Origin of the sequence: Sulfuricurvum sp., from assembly GCF_022759005.1 — a bacterium.
Taxonomy (GTDB): Bacteria; Campylobacterota; Campylobacteria; order Campylobacterales; family Sulfurimonadaceae; genus Sulfuricurvum.
Map to the genome: position 1 here is coordinate 1 of NZ_JAEMQA010000149.1, position 4,747 is coordinate 4,747.

Sequence of the window (4,747 nt, forward strand, 5' to 3'; positions counted from 1 at the left end):
TATTGGATAGTTTATTTTAGAAGCGGTTTGAGTTTCGGGGTCGTTTTTTCAATTGCGGATATAACCTCTCGGTTCTCTTTTAATACCGCAATGTCCATCGGAGTCATCCCCTCCTGACTTATCGAGCTTGCCGATGCGCCGTTCTCCAAAAGATATAAGGCGATAGGGGTAAAACCTTTCCAAATTGCCAAATGCAGTGCTGTCGCTCCGCCGTTGTCTTGAGCGTTGACGTCAGCCCCTTTTTGAACCAGATATGTAACTGCTTCCGTATTGCCAACCCAGCAGGCGTACATCAATATAGACTTTTTATTGTCTTCTCGCATACTGTTGGCATCCGCAATCGTTTGTACACGCGATTCAAATGTTTTCGTATCGTTTCGATCCAATAGTGCAACCAAGTCGAGTATATCCACTGCTTGCAGTGAAAATGCGGCAAGTACTATGGTGATTAAATGCCTCATTTTCTAAATTGCTCAATAAATTCTTCAATGTCATCAAAAAGTGCTTGCAAATCCTCTTCGTGTTCTACTTCATCTGCCAGAATTTGAGACACTAGATCATACGTAATAATATCTTTTTCACGAGTGATGTCTAGGATGTTTGAATAGACACTGATAGCACATTGTTCACCCCTGATCGCTTGTTTCAAAACTTTTCGAACATCGCCGTCGGTCGGAGCATCATAGCCACAATTGGAGTTAGTTAGCCACTCTGAGGGGTGTAGGGCAGGGGTGCCGCCGAGTTGAATGATACGGTCGCATACCATCGTTGCATGGCGAAGCTCATCGGCTGCATGCTGAGTCAGTTCGGTAATAGCGGCATCTTTCATCAGTCCTTTGACAACTTTGGCTTCAATAAAATATTGATAATAGGCCAACCATTCATCGCAATAGGCTTTATTTAATAGCTCATATACCGTTTGAGCTTCGATTCCTCGAAGGAGGGAAATACCTCGTTTTGCCATGACTAACTCCTGATGCTTATAGATAGCTAAACTGTATCACTCTCCCTCTTAAAGGAAAATTATTATCCACAATAAGTTAAAAGCTTCTCATTTTCCAAAAGGTTAATTCCCTCTTTTTTTGACAACGAAATAATTCCTTCGGATTTAAGCTTTTTGATCATTCGAGAGAGAGTTTCCGGGGTGATCCCCAGCATTTGTGCGATTTGCACCCCTGTGAGCTGTTCAAATACTTTTCGATCATCACGGATCAATCGGGCGACTTTTGCGAGAGCACTCGGTGCACTGTGACGCTGCAATGCTACCTCCAAAGCGGCAATTTTAGTGGTTAATGATGCGATCAACGCGATACTCAGCGAAGGATCGTTTTTCAATAAATCCAAAAACGGATCGCGCGAAATTTTGAGCACAAGGGCAATAGAAGTCGCTTCACAGGATGCCGGATAGGGTATTTGACGAAGTGTTGCTACTTCTGCGATCAAAGAAGGAGCATGAAAGCGGTGAATCACCATCGGTTCGATCGAAGCGGTTGATTTGAAGACAACCGCTTCCCCTTCGACCAAAAAATGGAAATACTCACTTTGATTACCTTCATAAAAAACAATCTCGTGTTCATCATAGTGGCGCAGAATACCGATCGATTCGATCTGTCTTCGCTGAGCAGCAGAGAGTTGGCTAAAAAGCCCTATTTTATCTAAGGAGACTGTATCATTTTGAGCTGAGGGGTTCAAAGCCAAACTCCTTAGCACGATACAGTTCTACGGGATAGATAACTTGCGAATGGATGATCCGCATCCCGTATTCTCTTTGAGAGTGATCGAGCAGGGATACGAGATAGTCGATACCCACACTTGTAGAATAGGCAATCCAATCGGTGCTCATTTCATTATTCATCATCATGTTGGCAGTATAAATCCCTGTAGGAAATTCGATCAAAGAGTTAGCAATGATCATATTTTTTCGATCACCGTATTGTGTAAGTAATAGTAATGTCGGATCGAGATTGATCTGTGTAGAGAGTATATTGCGTTCGTGTATGCCGTTGAATGTCATTTGTGATGCTAAAATGGCACTTTTGACCACGGGGATGTGGATAATGACACTGTTTTTGTTGAATTTACTGGGCTTTGAGAGATGGGAAATAATATTATCCCCTTTGGTATCGACGCTATACGCCTGAACCTTTTTCTTTTCGCTTTTGTGCGCTAAAAAAACCTCTTCCGTTATACTTTTAAGCTGCGTTCCGACACTCGAATCGTCATAAAAGATGGCAATGGAGTCTGACATATACGGTAAAAGAGCTTCTATCTGAGCGGAATAATCGATTCCGCCAAAAGTAATATTCTCCGGTGCAGATTCCAAATCCCGTTTATGAACGGTCGGTATATATACAGGAAGGTTCAACGGCAATGTAGCAAAATTTTTCGCTCCCGTAGCAGTGAGCGGCGCCAAAATAGCATCCATCCCGTCTCGTTGAGCATCATCGATCGCCACTTTCAAAGAAACTGAAGATTCATCTTTGATATCGTAGCGTTTGATCGCAAAGTGCTCTTTTTTTCGACTGCTCAACGTAGCGAGTGAGACATTATAGAGCAGCTGTGTATATTTTCCGATCACATTCGGAGATGAAATGATCCCTATTTTGAGTGGTTTTGACGTCGCTACCTCTACGGACGGCTGAGTGAAATCGCTAGATTTTCGTATGATAATGTCCCGTCCGAAAGTGTTGATTCCCAGCAGAATGAGAACGAAAAAAAGTGTAAATATTTTCATGATAGTTGCGCTTTGATGGTTTGCAGGTCTCTCATCGCCTCTTTTTTCAATGAAGGATTCCGAATAAGGTAGAGAGGATTGTACATCGGCACAATCTGCGTCTCTCCGAATGGGACGACTTCCCCTCTTATACGCTCAAAATCACCTTGATCCCCGGTTAAAATTTGATATGCTTCAGCTCCGAGGGTAACAATAACTTTTGGTTTAATCACCTCAAGCTGTTTGAACAAATAGGGTGAACAGCTGCAATATTCACTCTTGGAAGGGGCTTGAAATCCAAAAGGCTTACATTTCACGGCATGGGTAAAATAGACATCTTCTGTTTTAAGGAGAAGAACTTTTTCAATCATGTCGCGTAACATCACGCCCGATCGTCCTACATAGTATCCGTTTTCTTCATCTTCAGCGGCCGAAACATATGCATCAATAAAGACGATACGAGCATTCGCCGGCCCGTGACCGCTCATACTTTGCGAACGAGATTTACTGAGATCACACATATAGCATTTTGAAATCGCTTGCGAAAGGGTAGCAAGAGTATCCGGCAAAGTGCTCTGAGACGTGTGAATATTCGGTGTAATTGGATCGGAATAATCGTATCCCAATGCTTTCAGCCGATATAGATTTTCGAGTATTGCCAAATTTTGAAAAGAGTCCACGTGTATCACTTACTTTGAATTTTAAGAGAGTATAAATAACAAGGGGTTAAAAGGAGATAAAGATGTTATTGATCCAAAATACAGCTGGAAAGGAGATTTTTCCAACCTACAAAAAGGCTGGAAAGTACCTATAATTAGGTTATGAGCAGTGTCCTCCACCGCAACAGGTAGAAGCTTCTTCGACTTCTACTTCAACCGGAGTAGATTCCCATATACCGTGTTTGGTGCAGTAGCCGTGTGCCACAAGGGTCAATTTTTTACCCGTAGGGACGATGTTGAATGTTACTTCCGCATGGTTTTTCTCATTTCCGAGTGTACCGGGGACGAAATCGGCGCGAGCAAGCAATGTTTCGCCGTTGTAAAGCGCAATGTTAGCGATGAAGTGATCGAAATCGTCCGGATGAGAATATTCGTTCCCCATTTTAACGGTAACGGCGAATTTTTCACCTTTTTTTGCAGTTGAAGCACAGTGGATAAACGGTGAGTGACGATCGATATAATCTTTCTTCGCTTCACGATCTACGGTGCTGATATCTACGTAACGATTGATTGTTGGCATGTTGTTTCCTTGTTGAAATAAATATGATGCGGGTATTGTACACCCAGAAACTTTTAACTAGACCTAAATAAGATATTTTATCTCTGAATTAATTTTTTCCAAAGCAACCGTTATCCAACAGCATTTTTTAACCATCCAATCGGTAAAATCGGGCTTTAAAAATGATTTATGGATAAATATATGTTAAAACCTCTTTTGATTGAAATCGGTGTCGAAGAACTCCCAGCCGTTCCACTGCTCAAAGAATTGAGCGAAATAGAGAAAAAATGGGTCGCTGTTCTCGAGAAAAACGCTCTTGTCGGAGAGTTTGAATTCTACTATACACCACGCCGTTTGGTACTCTGGCACCGTGAGTTCAAAACACGCCAAGATGACCGTATCGAAGAGTTTTACGGCGCTCCGGTAGAGATCGCAATCAAAGATGGAGTCCCGACACCGGCAGCACTCGGTTTTGCCAAAAAATGCGGCGTCGAGTTCGATCAACTCTCCCGCGCCGAAAAAGGGGGGAAAGAGGTTCTCTATTTCAGCCGTAACGTCGAGGGGCAATCGTCCAAAGCGATTCTGGGCGAGATGATCGATCAATGGATTAAAAGCCTCAGCTTCGGCAAATCAATGCGATGGGGAAGTAATCAAGAGAGCTTTATCCGACCGATCCGATGGCTCAATGTCACATTGGGAGAAGAACTCGTCGATGTTGAACTCTTTGGCGTCCGATCATCGTCTGTAACCCATGTCCACCGTATAAGCCATTTTGAGGCGAAAAAAGTCGCCTCTATCCATCACTATTTTGAGCTC

7 protein-coding genes are annotated in these 4,747 nt (G+C 42.9%); 1 reads left to right on the forward strand and 6 read right to left on the reverse strand.

Annotation, left to right across the window (positions count from 1 at the left end; all coding sequences use genetic code 11):
• Positions 1 to 11: 11 nt before the first annotated feature.
• The 6 genes from JHC35_RS08915 to JHC35_RS08940 form a co-directional block, all read right to left on the reverse strand.
• Positions 12 to 461, reverse strand: coding sequence for an ankyrin repeat domain-containing protein (locus JHC35_RS08915; protein ID WP_295044415.1), 450 nt, complete (start codon positions 459 to 461; stop codon positions 12 to 14).
• Complete coding sequence (locus JHC35_RS08920; protein WP_295044418.1) at positions 458 to 964, reverse strand: ferritin-like domain-containing protein; 507 nt, start codon at positions 962 to 964, stop codon at positions 458 to 460. Before JHC35_RS08920 ends, JHC35_RS08915 begins: the two co-directional genes overlap by 4 nt.
• Before the next feature lie 62 nt (positions 965 to 1,026).
• Positions 1,027 to 1,692: a Crp/Fnr family transcriptional regulator gene (locus JHC35_RS08925; protein WP_295044421.1), complete on the reverse strand. Its 666-nt coding sequence runs from the start codon at positions 1,690 to 1,692 to the stop codon at positions 1,027 to 1,029.
• Positions 1,670 to 2,734 carry a hypothetical protein gene (locus tag JHC35_RS08930; protein WP_295044423.1) on the reverse strand — a complete coding sequence of 355 codons (1,065 nt, stop codon included), beginning with the start codon at positions 2,732 to 2,734 and terminating at the stop codon, positions 1,670 to 1,672. The genes JHC35_RS08925 and JHC35_RS08930 overlap by 23 nt, the downstream gene beginning before the upstream one ends.
• The gene (locus JHC35_RS08935; protein WP_295044426.1) at positions 2,731 to 3,402 is read right to left on the reverse strand and encodes a uracil-DNA glycosylase; all 672 of its coding nucleotides are present in this window, start codon (positions 3,400 to 3,402) and stop codon (positions 2,731 to 2,733) included. The genes JHC35_RS08930 and JHC35_RS08935 overlap by 4 nt, the downstream gene beginning before the upstream one ends.
• A gap of 130 nt (positions 3,403 to 3,532) precedes the next feature.
• Entirely contained in the window at positions 3,533 to 3,952 is a 420-nt protein-coding gene (locus tag JHC35_RS08940; protein ID WP_295044429.1) for a class II SORL domain-containing protein, read from the reverse strand.
• A gap of 168 nt (positions 3,953 to 4,120) precedes the next feature.
• On the opposite strand from JHC35_RS08940, the gene JHC35_RS08945 reads away from it, so the two are divergent.
• Positions 4,121 to 4,747, forward strand: a 627-nt coding sequence (locus JHC35_RS08945) for a glycine--tRNA ligase subunit beta (protein WP_295044432.1), incomplete at its 3' end; no start/stop codon positions are given.